Origin of the sequence: Pseudoalteromonas sp. B160 (assembly GCF_037162485.1) — a bacterium.
Classification (GTDB): Bacteria; Pseudomonadota; Gammaproteobacteria; order Enterobacterales; family Alteromonadaceae; genus Pseudoalteromonas; species Pseudoalteromonas rhizosphaerae.
Map to the genome: position 1 here is coordinate 1,075,044 of NZ_JARLUX010000001.1, position 17,980 is coordinate 1,093,023.

General features: G+C 41.3%; 16 protein-coding genes and 3 pseudogenes. 15 read left to right on the forward strand and 4 right to left on the reverse strand.

What is annotated here, in order from left to right:
* Positions 1-33 precede the first annotated feature (33 nt).
* Positions 34-607, forward strand: a pseudogene (locus P4S61_RS04990) (TcpQ domain-containing protein).
* Here P4S61_RS04990 and glnE read toward each other — a convergent pair.
* A complete protein-coding gene (gene glnE, locus P4S61_RS04995; RefSeq protein ID WP_337118883.1) occupies positions 604-3,402 on the reverse strand; it encodes a bifunctional [glutamate--ammonia ligase]-adenylyl-L-tyrosine phosphorylase/[glutamate--ammonia-ligase] adenylyltransferase in 2,799 nt (932 codons plus the stop codon). The pseudogene P4S61_RS04990 and the gene glnE overlap by 4 nt on opposite strands.
* 73 nt (positions 3,403-3,475) lie before the next feature.
* Between glnE and P4S61_RS05000 the strand changes: the two genes are divergently transcribed.
* From P4S61_RS05000 to ruvX, 6 genes and pseudogenes are all read left to right on the forward strand, one after another.
* On the forward strand, positions 3,476-4,369 hold the full coding sequence (locus P4S61_RS05000) for a DUF350 domain-containing protein (protein ID WP_337117877.1): 894 nt from the start codon (positions 3,476-3,478) through the stop codon (positions 4,367-4,369).
* 30 nt (positions 4,370-4,399) lie between these two features.
* Positions 4,400-4,873, forward strand: a complete 474-nt coding sequence (locus P4S61_RS05005) for a hypothetical protein (protein ID WP_145234946.1) — start codon at positions 4,400-4,402, stop codon at positions 4,871-4,873.
* A gap of 105 nt (positions 4,874-4,978) precedes the next feature.
* Positions 4,979-5,713, forward strand: coding sequence for a 16S rRNA (uracil(1498)-N(3))-methyltransferase (rsmE, locus tag P4S61_RS05010; protein ID WP_145234944.1), 735 nt, complete (start codon positions 4,979-4,981; stop codon positions 5,711-5,713).
* 54 nt (positions 5,714-5,767) lie between these two features.
* Positions 5,768-6,721, forward strand: coding sequence for a glutathione synthase (gene gshB, locus P4S61_RS05015; protein WP_145234942.1), 954 nt, complete (start codon positions 5,768-5,770; stop codon positions 6,719-6,721).
* A gap of 27 nt (positions 6,722-6,748) precedes the next feature.
* A pseudogene (locus P4S61_RS05020) lies at positions 6,749-7,305 on the forward strand (YqgE/AlgH family protein).
* Positions 7,306-7,341: 36 nt separating this feature from the next.
* On the forward strand, positions 7,342-7,788 hold the full coding sequence (ruvX, locus tag P4S61_RS05025; protein WP_145234938.1) for a Holliday junction resolvase RuvX: 447 nt from the start codon (positions 7,342-7,344) through the stop codon (positions 7,786-7,788).
* Here ruvX and P4S61_RS05030 read toward each other — a convergent pair.
* The 3 genes from P4S61_RS05030 to P4S61_RS05040 are packed head-to-tail and all read right to left on the reverse strand — an operon-like array spanning position 7,751 to position 10,854.
* A complete protein-coding gene (locus P4S61_RS05030) occupies positions 7,751-8,662 on the reverse strand; it encodes a hypothetical protein (protein WP_145234935.1) in 912 nt (303 codons plus the stop codon). The genes ruvX and P4S61_RS05030 overlap by 38 nt on opposite strands.
* A gap of 1 nt (position 8,663) precedes the next feature.
* On the reverse strand, positions 8,664-9,794 hold the full coding sequence (locus P4S61_RS05035) for a PilT/PilU family type 4a pilus ATPase (RefSeq protein ID WP_337117878.1): 1,131 nt from the start codon (positions 9,792-9,794) through the stop codon (positions 8,664-8,666).
* Between the two features lie 19 nt (positions 9,795-9,813).
* Positions 9,814-10,854 (reverse strand): type IV pilus twitching motility protein PilT, encoded by a 1,041-nt coding sequence (locus P4S61_RS05040; protein ID WP_145234931.1) that lies wholly within the window; start codon positions 10,852-10,854, stop codon positions 9,814-9,816.
* Positions 10,855-10,856: 2 nt separating this feature from the next.
* Here P4S61_RS05040 and P4S61_RS05045 point away from each other — a divergent pair, with 2 nt between their 5' ends.
* The 8 genes and pseudogenes from P4S61_RS05045 (at position 10,857) to P4S61_RS05080 (ending at position 17,979) form a co-directional block, all read left to right on the forward strand.
* Complete coding sequence (locus tag P4S61_RS05045) at positions 10,857-11,570, forward strand: YggS family pyridoxal phosphate-dependent enzyme (RefSeq protein WP_145234929.1); 714 nt, start codon at positions 10,857-10,859, stop codon at positions 11,568-11,570.
* A gap of 15 nt (positions 11,571-11,585) precedes the next feature.
* Positions 11,586-12,407, forward strand: a complete 822-nt coding sequence (gene proC, locus P4S61_RS05050) for a pyrroline-5-carboxylate reductase (protein ID WP_182731342.1) — start codon at positions 11,586-11,588, stop codon at positions 12,405-12,407.
* Positions 12,408-12,464: 57 nt separating this feature from the next.
* Complete coding sequence (locus P4S61_RS05055) at positions 12,465-12,998, forward strand: YggT family protein (protein ID WP_145234925.1); 534 nt, start codon at positions 12,465-12,467, stop codon at positions 12,996-12,998.
* A gap of 51 nt (positions 12,999-13,049) precedes the next feature.
* The gene (locus P4S61_RS05060) at positions 13,050-13,493 is read left to right on the forward strand and encodes a DUF4426 domain-containing protein (protein ID WP_145234922.1); all 444 of its coding nucleotides are present in this window, start codon (positions 13,050-13,052) and stop codon (positions 13,491-13,493) included.
* 3 nt (positions 13,494-13,496) lie between these two features.
* The gene (locus P4S61_RS05065; protein ID WP_145234920.1) at positions 13,497-14,096 is read left to right on the forward strand and encodes an XTP/dITP diphosphatase; all 600 of its coding nucleotides are present in this window, start codon (positions 13,497-13,499) and stop codon (positions 14,094-14,096) included.
* A pseudogene (gene hemW, locus P4S61_RS05070) lies at positions 14,093-15,228 on the forward strand (radical SAM family heme chaperone HemW). The gene P4S61_RS05065 and the pseudogene hemW overlap by 4 nt, the downstream one beginning before the upstream one ends.
* A gap of 81 nt (positions 15,229-15,309) precedes the next feature.
* On the forward strand, positions 15,310-17,142 hold the full coding sequence (locus P4S61_RS05075) for a DUF885 domain-containing protein (protein WP_337117879.1): 1,833 nt from the start codon (positions 15,310-15,312) through the stop codon (positions 17,140-17,142).
* A 138-nt stretch (positions 17,143-17,280) separates the two neighbouring features.
* Positions 17,281-17,979 (forward strand): hypothetical protein, encoded by a 699-nt coding sequence (locus tag P4S61_RS05080; protein WP_145234914.1) that lies wholly within the window; start codon positions 17,281-17,283, stop codon positions 17,977-17,979.
* Position 17,980 lies beyond the last annotated feature (1 nt).

Here is a 17,980-nt window from a genome sequence, read left to right on the forward strand (position 1 = left end):
TTATTAGTAAATACAAATACAAGAGTATGAGCCATGTGGTTTTGGGTTAAGCATTTATCATTAGCTGCTATTTTAATTGCCGCAGCAATTTATTTTTTATTAGGCCATGGTCCAGTCATGGACATGAAAGATACCAAAAATGCGGCTGCGCAAGGTTTATCACGTTTTTATTCATCATTACGCAACCAAGTAAATAAAAGCAATGAACGCGATAAATACGTACTTAAATTAGCTAATCCGGATATAAATATAGATGCGGCGCTGACCGAGCGCGCTAAAGTTGTTGAACCATCCTCACCAAATTGGACTGGTGAATTAATGCCGAGACGCTTTGAAAATGGCTCGACTTTAAAAAAAGTGTTAACTGATTACGCACGCGATGAAGATATCGTTCTGTATTGGTATTTAAGTAAAGACTATGTGATCAAAGAACACTTTAGAGTGGATAGCAATTTTAATTCAACACTTTATCAAGTTGGCCGAAGCGATCAATGATGACTTTGAAAACGAAGTTTATACCTTCTTTTGTTTTAAACAGCGAGCAGCCGTGATAACCGAGCTGCCCTCTGAATATGTGCGCGAAAACTGTAAGCGCCTAAGAAGTTAAGCGCTTAACTCAAATATCTGCTGCCATGCTTGTGTAACAAATGCGATGTCTTTCGCAAATTCAGCTTTTGTTACACAACGTCCCTGCTGATCTAGGCTCAACACATGATAACGCGAGCGATAATCAATATAGGCTGTAATAAGCCCTTCCTTGATCTCATCACTAATACAACCAAGCCTTGCTGCATCGGTTAAAATCCTTACGTTGTCTGAGTAAGTAGTTAGTTGCTCCAAGCTATAAGCGTTATCAAGCACTAAATATTGAGTCAGAAACTCAATATCAGCAATGCCGCCAGTATCTTGTTTTAAATCAAACTCAATATCGTTGCCTTTCGCTAAATGTGTGCGCATTTTTTCACGCATGATGATCACATCTTCTTTAAGCTTTTGCGGGTCGCGCTGCTGGCACAAAATGCCTAAGCGAATTTGCGCAAAGCGCTGCTGTAATTCGGGTTGCCCAAAAATCATCCGAGAACGCACTAGCGCTTGATGTTCCCATGTCCAAGCTTGCGTTTGCTGATAGTGGTTAAAGCTCTCAAGATTGATTGCCATTAACCCTGAGGCACCTTCTGGGCGTAACCGCGTATCTAGTTCATATAAAATGCCCGACGCCGTACGAGTATTAAATAAATGCATTAGTCGCTGTGCTAATTTTAAATAAAACTGCCGTGAATCAATCGCTTTAGTGCCATTAGTTTGCTCTGAGCCATCACTATTATGTACAAAGACTAAATCGAGATCAGAATCATAACCCACTTCAAAACCACCGGTTTTACCATAAGCTATTACGGCAAAGCCCTTGTGCTCTTCATCAGTATTGGGCGGAATACCAAAACGCTGCGCCATTTGCTGCCAAGCAAGGTTCACCGCTTGCTCAACTATCGCTTCGGCTAATGCTGTTAAATGATCGCTTACTTTCATTACATCTAACACACCGGTTGCATCAGCGGCAGCAATACGTAGTTGATGGGTTTGTTTAAACTGACGCAGTGCTTCCATTTGCTGTTCTAAGTCTGCGCTATCAATTCGTAAAAAATACTGTCGTATTTCGTCTTTATATGCAGTCAGTGGTGTAGGCTTATACAGCACCGCAGGATCGATAAGCTCATCAAGTAAAATCGGGTAACGCGAAATATGCTCACCAATCCATTTACTATGGCAACACAACGAAACAAGCTGTTTTAACGCGCCTTGGTTTTCAAACAGCAACTCTAAATAGGCTGTTCGTGAAATAACCTTGCTTAATACTTGGCAGATCATACTAAATACGTCACCACTTGCTTGACTGTCTGATAGTTGCTTTAGCATTAATGGCATGAGTTTATCGAGAATATCACGGCCACGATGACCAATTTTAGTTTTCGTTAAGCGGGCTTTAAAATCTTCTAATGGTATTTGCCATGCATCATTTGGGTCGGTTAAAACACTAATATCGGTGTGTTCCCAAGCACTTATAAAAGCACTTTCGCAAGGATCAACAGGCTCACTTTCATAACCAATAACTTGTTCAAATTCACTGTGTATGCCAGCCATAATATCATTTATTTGCGCTAAAGATGCGCTGAAGTCACTCTGCTCTAACAGGTAATTTAATCGTTGTTGGCTCAAGGCATCATCTGGCAATGTTTGCGTTTGTTGATCTGCAAAAATCTGTAAATATTGCTCAACTCGCCTTAAAAACAAATAATTGTGGCGTAATAATTTTGCTTCATCTGCGCCAATAACTTGAATATTTACTAATTCAGCTAACGCTTTTTGTAATGATTGTGTTTGTAAATTGGCTTCACGCCCACCTCGTACCATTTGCAATGCTTGCACCACAAACTCGACCTCACGAATTCCACCAGCGCCTAGTTTTATATTGTTGGTTAAGCGCTTACGGCGTACTTCTTGAGCTATCATTTGCTTCATTTTACGCAGCGATTCAATCACTGAAAAATCGATATAGCGACGATACACAAAAGGCTTTAATAACTGATAAAATTCATCACAATAGCCCGTTTGAGGGCCAATTAAACGTCCTTTGAGCATGGCATAGCGTTCCCACTCACGGCCTTGATCTTGGTAGTAATCTTCCATGGCATTAAAACTCATCACCAAGGGGCCACTTTCACCAAAAGGTCGCAGCCGCATATCGACCCTAAATACTTGTCCATCAACCGTTGTTTGATTAAGTGCGGCAATCAGCTTTTGTGCCACTTTAGTGTAAAACACTTGCGCTTCTAAAGAGCGCCGCCCACCTTGAGTTTTTACACTACGTGGATAAGAAAAAATTAAATCGATATCTGACGAATAGTTAAGTTCTTGGCCACCTAACTTACCCATTCCTAATACCAACATCGCCAGAGGCTGTTGTTGCTCATCGAATGGTTGCCCATTAATCTGAGCAACCTGAGCAAATGCCCAGTTATTGGCACTATCAATTAGCTGATCGGCTAAAGCCGAGATATAGCCAATACTATCGGCTATATCATTGCTGTAACATAAATCTAAACACGCTACTTTTAGCCAATAGCGTTCCTGGTAACGGCGTAAAATTTTATGGCACTGCGCTTCATCAACCTCGGTAAGATTTAAGTCTTGAAATGGGTTAGGACTATCTCGCAAACTCATTTGAGTATCACTGAGCAACATCTCAATTAACTGCGGCTGAGATTGCAGGCAACGCCAGGCGAAGTCACTCAAACCTAACAAATTAATAATTAATTCATTAGCAGGAAGCTCTGGATATAGCTGAAAAAAACGTTCGCTGCCTAAACCATGCAGTGCTGTTGGGAGTTGTTCGCCTGGTGTCATCAAATACTCTCTTTTATATCAGTCGTAACCGTACTAGAATAGTTAACATAATAATAACCACCCTAGGTTCTCAATGTCATATTTATCTTTATCTAACACTAGTTTACTCGCGATTGCTATCTGTTTTATGGTTATTTGTTTAGCTGTTATTTGTTTGCGGGTAGTGAGTCAACTCAAGGCTAAACAAGCATTAAAAGAAGAACTTGCTCAACATGACAATTTTGCTCTAGGAATTAGTTTTGCGTCAGAAATTAGTGTAGTGATCGCGACTGTAGCATTTTTATTTGATGAAATTAGTATCAGTGCAGCCCAATCAAACCCGCTTAAGATGATTGTACTGATAGTTCTGTTGTTTACTTTTATTAAAGTAGGCCACTTGATCCACCGCAAGTGGATCTTGCACCGCTTTAATGAAGAAGCCGCCATACTAAAACAAAATGTCTGTGCCGCTTTGGTAGATTCAGGCATGTTGATCGCTAACTGTATTATTACATTAGGGCTATACAGCTGGTCTCATACCCAAGGGTTTAGCAGCTTACTAATTGCCTTTGTCAGCTTCTTTTTACTGCAAACTATTTTTGCCTTAGACAGTAAATTCCGTGAATATCGCTTTGCTCGCGCCAATCAAGGGGCGTCATTACAAAGTAACTTTAATTTAGAAAACACCTCTATTGGCATTCGTTATGCCGGTAAATCCATTGGCCTTGCATTAGCTATCTATGCGGGTCTTGCCAGTGCCACTTTTCACAGTGGTAAAATGGTTGAGAATTTATTCACATTAGCTTTACATTGCGGAACTATGTGGTTATTACTGTATCTATTAACGACTATAATCAAGTTCATCTCTTCGCCAAACATTGATACTGAGCTTGAAATTGATCATCAGGATAATATTGGAATAGCTTGCATTGAATTTGCTGTTTTCAGCGCTATAGGCTATTTACTAATAAGTATGTTTTCAATTTAATATTGAAAATGACGTAATACGTGGGGCCTTATGCCGTTTGAAGTAAATAACTATCTACTGATCGATAACGACAGTGAATTCAGCCGGCAATTCACTGAACATTATTTTGCTCAGCCACACGGCACCAGTCCAAGTACCCTTGTTGTTGCTGGTGCAAATACCCGTCACTTGGTTAAATTAATGTTTGACCAGTTGATCAAAGATTATTGCTACTGCGACTTTAGTAATGAAATTAGCGTGTCAGAACTGGCGAGTTATTTACATGAACACCATGATATTGCCGGTGTACTATACAATCAAACGGATTATTTATTAGCTGATGATAAACAACGATTTATATTCAATTCTTTACATTCTGTACGGTTTTTAATTAAAGAGATTGATGATGGATACCTGTTTGAACCAGTCACAGACTTAGCACAAAACAATCACTTATCATGTCAAACCGAAATAGCCGAAACACCGCAAAATTTAGACGCATTATGTGAAAAGCTTAATAATTAGTTAAAATAAAACTTAACTAATTATCACTGACTCACAATAAGTATTTGCACCGAAGAGATGACTTACATACCATAACGATATTAGCTATTTTTGTTGAAGGTCATCATGAGAGTTCCTCATATTTATCAAGCAAGTCCTATTGTAATTGCCACTGCACTTCAGTTAGAAGATGATGCAGCAGGCCACATAGGTCGCGTATTACGGATGAAAGTCGGTGAGCATATCTCGTTGTTTAATGGCCAAGGCGGCGAATATCTTTGCGAACTCATTGAAGTAGGAAAAAAATCAGTCGTTGCAATGCCGCTTGAATTTAATGAAAAAGATGTTGAATCACCGCTGAGCATTCACCTAGGCCAAGGGATTTCTCGCGGTGACAAAATGGACTTTACCATTCAAAAGTCTGTTGAATTAGGGATCACTGAAATCACCCCTATTTTCAGTCAACGCTGTGGCGTTAAATTAAGCGCCGAGCGACTTGCAAAAAAACACCAGCAATGGCAAAAAATAGCGATTGCTGCAGCAGAGCAATCTGGTCGTAACCGAATCACCACGATTCATCCACCGATAGACATCAGCCAATGGCTTGCACAAAGCAGTGATGAAATTAAGCTTACCCTACACCCTCGTGCAGAGCACAGTATTAAAACAATCGAAGTACCTAGCGCTGGCGTGCGGTTTTTAGTTGGTCCTGAAGGTGGCTTCACTGATGATGAAATTGCCCAGACCAAACAACAAAATTTTGTTGATATCCGTATCGGTCCACGCGTGCTGCGCACTGAAACTGCCGCTTTGACAGTCTTAAGTGCACTACAGCTACAATTTGGCGATTTAGCTAATTGAAATTAGTAAAACCACCCTCATATCAATAGCAACAGATTCAGTAAGGCAACGAACATGGCAATTAAGTTAGGTATAATTTCAGATCCGATCAGCGGATTCAACATCAAAAAAGACACCGGTTTTGCAATGATGATGCAAGCCCAAAGCCGTGGCTATGAAATTTACTACATGGAAATGAATGATCTTTCATTGCGTAAAGGCAAAGCGTATGCCACAGCCGCAAAAGCAACCGTGTTCGACGATACAAACCATTGGTATGAGCTGGAAGAAAAAGCCAGTATCGCACTTGCTGATTTAGATGTTATTTTAATGCGTAAAGATCCACCGTTTGATACTGAGTACATTTACGCAACCTATATTTTAGAACGCGCCGAACTTGAAGGCACGCTTATTATTAATAAGCCACAAAGCCTGCGTGATGCGAACGAAAAGTTATTCACCGCATGGTTTAGTGAGCATACACCTGACACTTTAGTAACCCGTTGTAAGCACCAGATCCGCGCATTTTTGGCTGAACATAAAGACATCATTCTAAAACCTTTAGATGGTATGGGTGGCGCCTCTATTTTCCGTGTGACTGAAAATGATGCCAACATTGGGGTTATTTGCGAAACACTCACCGAACACGGTAGCCGTTTTGCCATGGCACAAAACTATATCCCAGAGATCAAACAAGGTGATAAACGCGTATTGGTGGTCGATGGCGAAGTGATCCCATATTGCCTAGCCCGCATTCCACAAAATGGTGAAACACGTGGTAATTTAGCTGTTGGCGGTCGTGGTGAAGCACGCCCAATCAGTGATTCAGATCGTAGAATTGCCGAAGCCGTTGCACCAACATTAAAAGCTAAAGGGCTTATTTTTGTAGGTCTTGATATCATTGGTGATAAGCTAACAGAAATTAATGTTACAGCACCTACTTGCGTAAAAGAAATCGAAGCTGCCTATGATATTTCAATTACTGGGCGCTTATTTGATGCCATAGAAAGAAAACTGAGCCATACTTAAATTTACTAACAATAAAGGGGTATCGTTATGCAATCATTAGAAAATCATTTTTTAATCGCAATGCCATCAATGCAAGACCCTTTTTTAAACGTGCTGTCGCGTATATTTGTGAGCACAATGAAGACGGGGCTATGGGGCTGGTGATCAACCAGCCGATCAATATTACAGTCGGCGACTTGCTCGACAAAATAGAGATTGATAACGACAAATCCACCCACGCAGCAAGTGTTGCAGTATTTGCTGGAGGACCTGTAAAAACCGATCGTGGTTTTGTACTGCATTCTCCAAAAGCAGGTTATAGCGCAAGCCAAGAACTTAGCAGCGAAATAATGATAACCACATCCAAAGATGTGTTGGCAAGTTTAACCACAGCCCAAGCACCAGAACAGTTTATTATTACACTGGGCTATGCGGGTTGGGAGCAAGGCCAGCTCGAACAAGAGCTACTCGAAAATTCATGGCTAATTATAAAAGCCGATCCTGAGATTATTTTTAACACACCGATAGAGCAACGCTGGGAAAAAGCAGTCGCGACGCTCGGTTTTGATATTAGCCAATTAAGTTCGGAAGCTGGCCACGCATAAGCGTGGTCAACCACAATTTTAAAGCACAGAGATAGCATGACTAAAAAACAACTAAAGCCCAAAGGTGAACGCACCGTGATGGGCTTTGATTTTGGCACCACCAGCATTGGTGTTGCTATCGGCCAAGAACTAACAGGAACCGCATCGAGCCTAAGCGCTATCAAAGCCAAAGATGGTATTCCAAATTGGGATTTTATTAAAAAGCATGTCGATGAGTGGCAACCTGATTTACTGGTGGTTGGATTACCGCTTAATATGGATGGCACAAATCAAGAAGTCACCTTTAAAGCTAAAAAGTTTGCCAACCGCTTACATAATCACTATGGACTGCCTGTAGAGACCCAAGACGAACGTTTAACCACAGCAGATGCAAAAGCACGATTATTTGAGCAAGGCGGTTACCGTAGCTTAGGTAAAGGAAATGTGGATAATATGTCGGCTGTTATTATTTTGGAAAGCTTCTTTGAACAAGCTTACGGGTAAGCGGTAGGTTTATAATAAGCTGCTCACTCAGTTCAGGAATAAATCCAGCTTGGCGATAGGCTTTTTCTATCGCACCTTGTTCTCGTAATATCTTTAAGCCTTTTTGCAACGCTTTAAAAGCCTGAGCGCCATCAGGATGGCGTTTTGATATTACAAAATGACGACTATCATCTAATAATATCAGCACATTAGGTACCGCTTGCAAAACAATATCTTCAAGTACATATTGGTTACCCATCTGTGGCATCAGTGGCATTAACATAAAATCAATCCATTGCATCGATACCATACGCACTTGACTGAGCCATTCATCCTCTGCAACTAGATCTTTTAATGGTAATTGCGATAAAGTTTTCCAATCTGTACGCCAACGCGGCGTAGACACACTAGTTAGTTGATTAAAATCTGACAGGTGCTGCAGCTGAAATACTTTTTTATTGTTTGGAGAAGTAAAAATCCCCGCAAAATACTCGCCTTTACGGATCAGCTCATCGCTGATATACACTTTATCTGCTAGTGATTTGGCATCTTCATACCAATAACTATCAAAGCTGATCAGTAGCTCACCTTTTTCTAACAGTTTGGTATTACGAAAATTAATTTTACCAATTTGATAACTGAAAGTTTTATTAAAGCCCCCCAAGTACAAGGCTTGTTGGGCAATGATCATATCAACTACATCGCGACGTATAAATCGACCACTAAAATCAGTAATATCCTGCGGTGCTCTACCGGCTAAAAAATGTGTGTAATCATAATGCACGTCATCTCGGATAAAAATAGCAATCGATTGATCTGTCGCCATCGCAAAAAATGAGTTACTAACAACATAAAAACTAACTGTTACAAGTAACCATTTTATGCGTTTTTTCATACTACTGACCTTTAGGTTCTAACCCGTCAATTGTTACTCCCTGTAAAAAACCAGCCCCTTGCTGTTCATTATTTCGAAGCTTAATCATCAAACGTAAATCGTTAGGTGAGTCAGCGTGATGCAAAGCATCTGCATAGTTGATACGTTGCTGTTTATAGAGCTCAAATAACGCTTGATCAAAGGTTTGCATACCCATATCTTTCGCTTTAGCCATGGCTTCTTTAATGCCGCCAATGTCGCCTTTTTTGATAAGCTCGCCGATAATCGGGGTATTCAATAAAATTTCGATAGCAGCTACTCGACCATTGCCATCGGCTGTAGGCACTAGTTGTTGTGCTATGATAGCTCGTAAGTTTAAGGATAGATCATATTTTAGCTTATCGTGCTTTTCTTTAGGCACTAAATGCATAATACGGTCAATTGCTTGGTTAGCGTTATTGGCATGTAATGTAGCAACACATAAATGACCGGTTTCAGCAAAACTAAGTGCGTATTCCATGGTCTCTTGCGAACGTATTTCACCAATTAAAATGACATCGGGGGCTTGGCGTAATGAGCTTTTTAACGCCGCCTCAAAACTTTCCGTATCTAAGCCAACTTCACGCTGAGTAATAATACTTTTGCGATGTTCATGGACAAACTCAATCGGGTCTTCAATGGTCAAGATATGCCCACGTTGATTACGATTACGGTAACCTAATAATGCAGCCAACGACGTTGATTTACCGGTGCCAGTACCACCAACAAACAGCACTAAACCACGTTTAGCCATGATCACATCAGTCAATGTCGACGGTAGACCAAGCTCAGCAACATCAGGAATTTGCGTAACAATACGGCGAATAACCATACCCGCGCAATCTCGTTGCCAAAATGCCGAGATCCTAAAGCGCCCTTCATCGGTAGCTATGGCAAAGTTGCACTCTTTAGTATTATGAAACTCTGCTTTTTGTTTTTCACTCATCGCTGATTCAACTAATTGCAGCGACTCTTCGTCTGATACTTTTTCGTCGCCAAGTGCAATTAGCTCGCCATTAATCTTTGCGCTGACTGGCAATTGGCTCGATACGAATAAATCCGAACCTTGCTTTTCAATCATCAAATGTAAAAAGTAATCAAGAGAATGTGTCATTACTGCTCCTTACTCGGGCCTAGCCGCCGAAATTATTTTTATCTTGTGCTTTAGCACGCGCTTCAGCATTGGTAACAACACCGTGATTCACTAAATTGATTAAACACTGATCCATGGTTTGCATACCATGCGATGCGCCAGTTTGAATGGACGAATACATTTGCGCAATTTTATCTTCGCGGATAAGGTTACGGATCGCAGGCACTGCAATCATGATTTCATGTGCTGCGACTCGCCCGCCACCAATTTTTTTCAACAGGGTTTGTGAAATAACTGCGCGTAATGACTCTGAAAGCATTGAGCGGATCATACTTTTTTCTTCACCAGGAAACACATCGATAATACGGTCAATGGTTTTCGGGGCTGACGTAGTATGCAATGTACCAAATACTAAATGGCCGGTTTCAGCAGCAGTCATGGCAAGGCGAATAGTTTCTAAATCACGTAGCTCACCAACCAAAATTACGTCTGGATCTTCACGTAAAGCACTGCGCAATGCATTAGAAAAACTATGCGTATCGCGATGCACTTCACGTTGATTAATCAACGACAGTTTATTGTCGTGCACAAACTCGATGGGATCTTCGATGGTTAAAATATGATGATGCTTGTGTTGATTTATATGATCCACCATCGCAGCCAATGTGGTCGATTTACCAGAGCCTGTAGGTCCTGTTACCAACACTAAACCACGCGGCGTATCTGAGATTGTTTTAAATATATCTGGCGCACCTAAATCATCAAGCGTCAGCACTTCACTGGGAATGGTACGAAATACAGCTGCGGGGCCTCGATTTGAGTTGAAGGCATTAACACGAAAACGTGCTAAGTTTGGCACTTCAAACGAAAAATCCACTTCAAGGTTTTGTTCATAGTCCTTGCGTTGATTATCGTTCATAATATCGTAAACTAGGCTGTTAACATCTTTGTTTTCCAGCGCTGGTATATTAATACGTCGCACATCACCATCAACACGGATCATTGGCGCAACCCCTGATGATAAGTGTAAATCTGATGCTTTGTGCTGCACACTAAAGGCCAACAATTCGGTAATATCCATTTATGACTCCACAACTAACTGATAATTATATGGTTACAATAGCAGAACGACTTAAGTCCGCCTATGCTAGAATTGCCTTAGCGGCAAAAAAATATCATCGTAATGAGCACGATGTCTGCTTGTTGGCAGTATCAAAAACCAAACCTGCTGATTTCATTCTAGCGGCTTATCAACAAGGTCACCGAGAATTTGGTGAATCATACGTTCAAGAAGCTGTTGATAAAATAACCCAATTAGCAAATTATAGCGATATTGTTTGGCATTTCATTGGCCCTATTCAATCAAATAAAACCGCCCTTGTTGCCAGCCACTTTGATTGGGTGCAAAGTATTGAACGTGAAAAAATAGCGCAACGTTTAAACGATCAAAGGCCCGCAGATAAAGCCCCTTTAAAAGTACTGATCCAAGTAAATATCAGCTTAGAGGACTCAAAATCAGGCTGCCACCCCGATAAACTTGCAAGCCTCGCTGAATTTATTCACCATTGCCCGCATTTAGAATTGCGTGGTGTCATGGCAATCCCAGCAAAAACTGACGATCCACAGCAACAAATACAATATTTTGAGCAATTACGTGCTTGCTTTGATAGACTTAAAGCCCAATATCCTCAAATAGACACCCTGTCGATGGGGATGAGTGGTGATGTCGAAGCTGCGATTGCAGCAGGCTCAACCATGGTACGCATCGGCACGGATATTTTTGGCCAACGAAGCTAAGGTGATAACTAAGATATGTCAGATAAAACAATTGCATTCATAGGCACAGGTAATATGAGCTACGCCATTATTGGCGGCATGGTAAAAAAAGGATTTGCTGCATCGAGTATTATTGCAACAAATCGTAACCAAGAAAAACTCGCTAAGGTAGCAGCGGATTTCGGGGTTAAAACCACCGCAGATAATAACCAAGCACTGCGCGATGCCGATGTTATTGTGTTGTCTGTAAAGCCGCAAATGATGGGTGATTTATGTCAATCATTTCAAGATTCGGGTATCGACTTTAGCGATAAGCTATTTATTTCTGTCGCCGCAGGCTTAACGGTTAAGCGGTTACGTGAAATGCTCGGACAAGACGTTAAGATGGTACGTTGTATGCCAAATACCCCGTCTTTATTAGGGCGCGGTGTATCAGGTTTATTTGGTGCTGGCGAAACCGAGCAAGAACACACTTTTGTGCAACAAGTATTTGAATGTACAGGTATTGCGGTATGGGTTGAGCAAGAGTCACAAATTAACGATGTTATTGCTGTTACGGGGTCATCACCGGCTTACTTTTTCTTATTTATGGAAGCCATTGAAGAAAAAGCCAAAGCACTTGGCTTTAGCGGTGAAGACGCACGTCGCTTAGTACAGCAAACAGCATTAGGTGCAGCTGAAATGGCACTATCTCAGCCTGAGATTAGTATTTCACAATTGCGTGCTAATGTGACATCAAAAGGTGGCACCACGCATGCAGCCGTTGAACATTTAAAAGCACACGGTCTGACTAACACTGTCGCCGATGCAATGGATGCCTGTATTGCTCGCGCAGAGCAAATGGAACAAGAACTTTAAAAGCACTTTGCTGCTTTTAGCCCTATTTATGTTTAAGGTTTTTAATTAAGGTACGTTATGAACGCCATGCAATTTTTAATAAGCACACTATTCGATCTATTTTTAATGGTCGTATTAATGCGCTTTTGGCTACAAGCCGCCAAGGCTGATTTTTACAATCCGTTGAGTCAGTTTGTGGTCAAAGCTACTTCATTTGCTGTTAATCCACTGCGTAAAATTATTCCAGGGTTAGGTGGTCTAGACTTAGCTTCGTTATTACTGGCGTTCATTGTCGCTGCTGCAAAAACTACTGCGCTGATATTTTTAGTAGGCGCGACATGGGAAGTTGGATTTGTACTGTTAGATGCGCTAGAAACGGTGATTAAAGAAGGCTTAAACTTGTTGTTTTGGGTATTAGTTATTCGCGCGTTATTAAGCTGGGTAAGCCAAGGCAACAATCCAGTAGAAGCGGTATTTCAGCAGCTAACTGAACCAATGTTAAGACCTATTCGTAAAGTGTTACCGCCACTGGGCGGCTTAGATCTATCAATTTTAGTGTTGATTATCGCGCTGCAATTTGCCCAGTTTCTGTTTATGGATTTAGTCGGCTAACCTTATCATTAACACAGAGGCCTACTAGGCCTCTTTTTTTAAGAGTCATTTATGAAAAAGCTCGCAAGTATTTTATTTTTTGCACTGGCAGGCATTACCTTTAGTGCTCACAGTGAACAAATGCAAGGCGCACAATACAAAGAACTCGGTCCATGGCAAGTACATTACATTGCATTTCCGTCAACCTTTATTCAACCACAAATAGCTAAAACCTATGGCCTAGAACGTAGTGGTTATAAGGGCATTGTAAATATTTCAATCCTTAAAAAAGATACCGATGCCACAGCGCAAACCGCCATTCTTAAAGGCACTGCTAAAAACCTACTTGGTAATAAGCAAACCTTAGATTTCAAAGAAGTCATCGAAGGCGATGCAATTTATTACCTCGCGCAAGTTGATTTTACTAACGAAGAAATTCTGCGCTTTGAAATTGAAATACAACAAGGTAATCAATTTCAAAAGCTGCAGTTCCAGCAAAAATTTTACGTAGATTAATTCATGAAAAAAACTTTAGTGTTAGCCACTGGCAATCCGGGTAAGGTCAACGAATTGGCGCAAATGCTAAACCCGCTTGAAATAAACGTTGTGCCACAAAGCGATTTTAATGTGCCAGAAGTAGCAGAAACAGGCACCACCTTTGTTGAAAACGCTATTATCAAAGCTCGCCATGCTGCAAAAATAACTGGGCTACCAGCTATTGCTGACGACTCAGGATTGGAGGTTGATGGCCTTAACGGCGCCCCTGGCGTTTACTCAGCTCGCTATGCCGGTGAAGGCGCTAGCGATCAAGATAATATTGATAAATTATTAAGCGAACTTGCTGACAACCCAAACCGCAGTGCGCGCTTTTGGTGTGTGCTGGTATTAATGCGTCATGCTGATGACCCTACCCCACTGATTTGCAGTGCGAGCTGGGAAGGTCAAATTACCTTAGCCCAAAACGGCCAAGGTGGTTTTGGTTACGACCCTATTTTTTATGTGCCAGAACTTGAATGCACCAGTGCGCAACTGACTAAACAGCAAAAAAATGCAGTTAGCCATCGTGGTCAGGCGTTACAACGTTTATTGTCTGAGCTTAAGCTCAAAGGCGGCCTGTGAATTTACCACCATTAAGTTTATATGTGCACGTCCCTTGGTGTGTGCAAAAGTGCCCGTATTGTGATTTTAATAGTCACGGTCAAAAAGGTGAGCTCCCTGAAAAGGAATATGTGCAGCATTTAATTGATGATTTAAAAACCGATCTGCACTTAGTGCAAGGACGTAAAATTCATTCAATCTTTATCGGTGGTGGCACGCCTAGCTTATTAACCGGTGAGGCCTACGTTAATTTATTAACGGCGGTGGATTCATTAATTGGCCTAAGTGAAAACTGCGAGATCACCTTAGAAGCCAACCTGGTACGGTTGAAACAGGCCGCTTTAAAGACTATGTGGCAGCTGGCATTAATCGTATTTCGATTGGTGTGCAAAGCATGCAAGACGACAAGCTCAAAGCGTTGGGGCGTATTCACGGTGCCGATGAAGCCATATATGCCGCAGAGCAAGCTCATGAAGCAGGTTTAAATAGCTTTAATCTTGATTTAATGCATGGCTTACCAGGGCAATCTGTTGCTGATGCGCTGAGCGACTTGAAAAAAGTCATCGCCCTTAATCCGCCACATATTTCGTGGTATCAGTTAACGATTGAGGCCAATACCCAATTTGCATCTAAACCGCCAACGTTACCGGCCGATGACACCTTATGGGATATTCAAGAGCAAGGCCAAGCCTTACTTACTGAGGCAGGTTATCAGCAATATGAAATTTCCGGCTATGCAAAACCTGGCTACCAATGTCAACACAACCTAAATTATTGGCGCTTTGGCGATTATTTAGGCATTGGTTGTGGTGCCCATGGTAAGGTAACCGATGCTAAAACAGGCATCATTACCCGCACTGAGAAAGTAAAACATCCTCGCGGTTATATGGATTTAGCTAAGCCCTATTTATTTAAACAGTGGCCAGTTGAACAGCACGACTTACCGTTTGAATTCTTTATGAATCGCTTACGGTTATTTGAAGCCTGCCCAATTAGTGACTTTACAGCCTTAACTCAGTTACCGCTGCAAAGCCAAGCTGATGCGCTGCAACAAGCCATTGCCAAGGGTTTGCTTAAGCAAACGGATAGTCACTGGCAGGTAAGCCAAAAAGGTCATCGTTTTTTAAATGACCTGCTAGAATTGTTTGTGTAATAACGACCCAAACTTTACTAACAAATACACACTAATAATAATTAATAACCTTCAATGGTTTCTAACAACAAAAGGGAAAACATGCGTAAACTAACCTTTATCGCCGCCGCAGTGAGTATTGCACTGCTAGGTGGTTGCCAGCAAACACCAGAGCAACAAAGCACGCCAACTGTACAAGCACAACCTGTACAAAGCGAAATAGACAAAGCGAATGCGTTCTTCGAAGATACTTTTAACCGTGATGTGATGAGCAGCCCTGTTTATCAAACATACATGGGTATCAAACAAGACTACGACAAATGGGATGACGGTAGCGAAGCGCGCGTACTGAAAGATCATCAACAAACAAAAGATGATTTAGTGGCATTAAACGCTATTAACCGCGAACTCCTAGATGACACCACAAAAGTTAGTTATGACCTTAAAAAGCAAGACCTTGAAAACAGCATTGCTGATTTTAAATGGCGCTATCATAACTACCCAGTGAACCAAATGTTTGGTACTCACTCGATGATCCTGGCCTTTTTAATCAACCAACACCAGATTTCTGATGTTACCGATGCCAAAGCCTATATCTCGCGTTTAAATGGCGTAACCACGGTTATTGATCAACTGATCACCGATTTAGAAGTACGTGCTGATAAAGGCATTATCGCTCCTAAATTTGTATTCCCACATGTGATTGATTCAAGCAAAAATATCATTCACGGTGCGCCATTTGAACAAGGTGATGATTCCACCTTACTTGCCGACTTTAAACGTAAAGTTGCGAAGCTTGAAATTGCTCAAGCTGATAAAGACGCGTTAATCAGCGATGCTGAGAAAGCCCTTAAAGCGGCTGTAAAACCTTCTTACTCTAAGTTAATTAATTATTTAGCACAGCTTGAAAAACGTGCTGATGATCGTGATGGTGCTTGGAAATTTCCTGATGGCGAAGCGTTTTACAACAACGCATTAGCGCGCACTACTACTACTGATTTAACGGCTAAAGAAATCCACACCATCGGTTTAGCTGAAGTATCTCGTATTCATGAAGAAATGCGCCAAATCAAAGAAAAAGTTGGCTTTAAAGGCGATTTAAAAGCCTTTATGCAGTTTATGAAAACCGATAAGCAATTTTACTTACCTAATACTGAAGCAGGTAAGCAGCAATACCTTGACGAAGCCACGGCACTTATTAACACCATGAAATCACGCTTAGATGAGCTATTCATTGTTAAGCCTAAAGCCGACATGATTGTTAAGCGTGTTGAAGCATTCCGTGAAAAAGCGGCTGGTAAAGCATTCTACCAACAGCCTGCACCAGATGGTTCACGCCCGGGTGTTTACTACGCTAACCTTTACGACATGGAAGCAATGCCAACGTATCAAATGGAAGCGCTGGCTTATCACGAGGGTATTCCAGGTCACCACATGCAAATTGCAATTTCGCAAGAGCTTGAAGGCGTGCCTAAGTTCCGTAAATTCGGTGGCTACACAGCCTATATCGAAGGTTGGGGCTTGTACTCAGAGTTATTACCAAAAGAAATGGGCATGTATGCAGACCCTTATTCTGACTTTGGCCGTCTATCGATGGAACTATGGCGTGCATGTCGCTTAGTGGTTGATACTGGTATCCACGAAATGAAGTGGACTCGCCAACAGGGTATTGATTACTACGTAAATAACACGCCAAACGCGACGTCTGACGGCGTTAAAATGGTTGAACGTCACATTGTAATGCCTTCGCAAGCAACTGCTTACAAAGTAGGTATGCTGAAGATTTTAGAACTTCGTGAAGCTGCCAAGGTTAAACTCGGCGATAAGTTTGATATTCGCCAATTCCACGATGTAGTACTTAAAAATGGCGCAGTGCCACTAAACGTACTTGAAAACTTTGTTGATGAATGGGTTGCAAGCAAACTAGCAGCTTAAGCATCCTTACTTTATAACATATACAAAGGCCGTATCTACGGCCTTTTTTATTGCCTGAAAGATAGATAAACACTTGACCAACAAGTGCTTTACGCTAGGATAAAGCAATTGATATACACGTAACGCATAGGATTAACAATGGATACATGTATCAGTCAACTAAATCAACAGATGCAGCAGCATCAGTTGCAAGCCATTGTTGATAGCTTTGCCAGTTTATCTGCAATACAACAAGCCATGCAGTTACAGCACTTATATAGCAGTGCGCAACGCATGAGTGTAAAATATACTTATCTGCAAAATATCGCCACACGCATATTAACTCAACACTCTCTACCAACAGCCATCATCAGTCAGCTAAATAATACCGAACAATTAAGTTTTTTTACCCCTGGTCTAAAGTTCAATCATGGTTTTACACAACAAAACCAACAGCAGCAAAATGTATTGCACCGCTTATTTAGCGAGTGTAGTGAGGCTAATTTACCGTTTAATTATGTACGTTCACTGATGCTATTTGAAAGTAACGAAAACTTGCTGCAAGCATTAGCGCAAGTTAATGATATCGGGCTGACCCCAGTTGCTAGTTACATTGCAAACAACCCAGCTCCACACAGCTTACCAAAGCATGAATTTTCGGCCTTGCTGGCATTAATGGAAGTTGAGTTTAAACAAAATCAGGGCAATATAAACACTACCGCATTCTTAAAAGCCTTACTCACGTTATCTCAAACAAGCCCAGAAAAGCCACTCAGTGACTATAAAATACTGCTCAGTGGCGCTTACTTACGCTGTAAAACAGAACAAGTTGAGCGCTACCTTGTACAACATAAATAAA

Excerpts from the sequence above, each read along its gene's own strand:
- rsmE (WP_145234944.1), top strand. The coding sequence starts at position 4,979 with ATGAGAGTTCCTCATATTTATCAAGCAAGTCCTATTGTAATTGCCACT.
- P4S61_RS05005 (WP_145234946.1), top strand. The coding sequence starts at position 4,400 with ATGCCGTTTGAAGTAAATAACTATCTACTGATCGATAACGACAGTGAA.
- P4S61_RS05080 (WP_145234914.1), top strand. The coding sequence starts at position 17,281 with ATGGATACATGTATCAGTCAACTAAATCAACAGATGCAGCAGCATCAG.
- gshB (WP_145234942.1), top strand. The coding sequence starts at position 5,768 with ATGGCAATTAAGTTAGGTATAATTTCAGATCCGATCAGCGGATTCAAC.
- P4S61_RS05000 (WP_337117877.1), top strand. The coding sequence starts at position 3,476 with ATGTCATATTTATCTTTATCTAACACTAGTTTACTCGCGATTGCTATC.
- ruvX (WP_145234938.1), top strand. The coding sequence starts at position 7,342 with ATGACTAAAAAACAACTAAAGCCCAAAGGTGAACGCACCGTGATGGGC.
- P4S61_RS05030 (WP_145234935.1), bottom strand. The coding sequence starts at position 8,662 with ATGAAAAAACGCATAAAATGGTTACTTGTAACAGTTAGTTTTTATGTT.
- P4S61_RS05065 (WP_145234920.1), top strand. The coding sequence starts at position 13,497 with ATGAAAAAAACTTTAGTGTTAGCCACTGGCAATCCGGGTAAGGTCAAC.
- P4S61_RS05035 (WP_337117878.1), bottom strand. The coding sequence starts at position 9,794 with ATGACACATTCTCTTGATTACTTTTTACATTTGATGATTGAAAAGCAA.
- P4S61_RS05060 (WP_145234922.1), top strand. The coding sequence starts at position 13,050 with ATGAAAAAGCTCGCAAGTATTTTATTTTTTGCACTGGCAGGCATTACC.
- P4S61_RS05045 (WP_145234929.1), top strand. The coding sequence starts at position 10,857 with ATGACTCCACAACTAACTGATAATTATATGGTTACAATAGCAGAACGA.
- glnE (WP_337118883.1), bottom strand. The coding sequence starts at position 3,402 with ATGACACCAGGCGAACAACTCCCAACAGCACTGCATGGTTTAGGCAGC.
- P4S61_RS05040 (WP_145234931.1), bottom strand. The coding sequence starts at position 10,854 with ATGGATATTACCGAATTGTTGGCCTTTAGTGTGCAGCACAAAGCATCA.
- P4S61_RS05075 (WP_337117879.1), top strand. The coding sequence starts at position 15,310 with ATGCGTAAACTAACCTTTATCGCCGCCGCAGTGAGTATTGCACTGCTA.
- P4S61_RS05055 (WP_145234925.1), top strand. The coding sequence starts at position 12,465 with ATGAACGCCATGCAATTTTTAATAAGCACACTATTCGATCTATTTTTA.
- proC (WP_182731342.1), top strand. The coding sequence starts at position 11,586 with ATGTCAGATAAAACAATTGCATTCATAGGCACAGGTAATATGAGCTAC.